The organism is Colidextribacter sp. OB.20 (assembly GCF_009911595.1).
GTDB lineage: Bacteria > Bacillota > Clostridia > Oscillospirales > Oscillospiraceae > Lawsonibacter.
In genome coordinates, this window is the sequence record NZ_QWKG01000157.1 from 1 (window position 1) to 882 (window position 882).

At 38.3% G+C, this 882-nt stretch carries 1 pseudogene; it reads left to right on the forward strand.

Annotation, left to right across the window (positions count from 1 at the left end):
* A pseudogene (locus D1641_RS18970) lies at positions 1 to 404 on the forward strand (IS3 family transposase); the annotation flags it as partial.
* Positions 405 to 882: the final 478 nt, after the last annotated feature.

Sequence of the window (882 nt, forward strand, 5' to 3'; positions counted from 1 at the left end):
TCCATGCTGAAAAACCAAACCAGAAGTGGGTCACCGATGTCACAGAGTTCAGCTTGTTTGGAGAGAAACTATACCTGTCTCCCATTCTTGACCTGTACAGCAGCGACCTGGTTAGCTACACAATCTCAGACAGGCCAGTTCTCAACATGGTTATCTCCATGCTGGACAAAGCATTTGAAACGGTACCGGACGGAACAAAACTCATCCTTCACTCCGATCAGGGTTGGCAATACCAGCATAAACGGTACCAAGCTATACTCAAGAAAAAGGGAATCCACCAGAGCATGAGCCGAAAAGGCAACTGTCTGGACAATGCCGTGATTGAAAACTTTTTCGGCTTGCTGAAAAGTGAGTTGCTCTATCTGCAAGACTTCCAGTCCATAGAGCACTTTAAGCATGAATTGATTCCATATCACACTATGAAATTCTCTGTTTTGTACAATCGCTGAAAGCCTTGTAATAGAACGTATTCAGAAAAGTTTAAGAGAGATTTTTTCCTCGGTCATAAGAAGATAAGCAGTTTTATAGATAATCAACCTAAAATTCTCTGTTTCGTCACCCTTTACCGCCTCTTTTCTGTCTCTTATTAGCCTCTTTCTAAATACTTTCTTCCAGCTTTTTATAAATTTCTTTCCCTATTTTATCAAAATCAATGCTTATTTTGCTTTCTTTTTGCTCAATATTAAAACTTTCGTGCTGTTTTCTGTATAACCAATGAGAAATATCATTATTTTGCTACTTATTATCTCTATTTTCTTTCATAAATGCAATTATTGGTAAATAACTTTGTAAATACATAGTATTTACCTCCTACAATATAGTTACGGTATAAGGCACGGCAGCCAGCCGTGTCTTTTGTCGTCTCAAAGCTGAAGCTGTAGA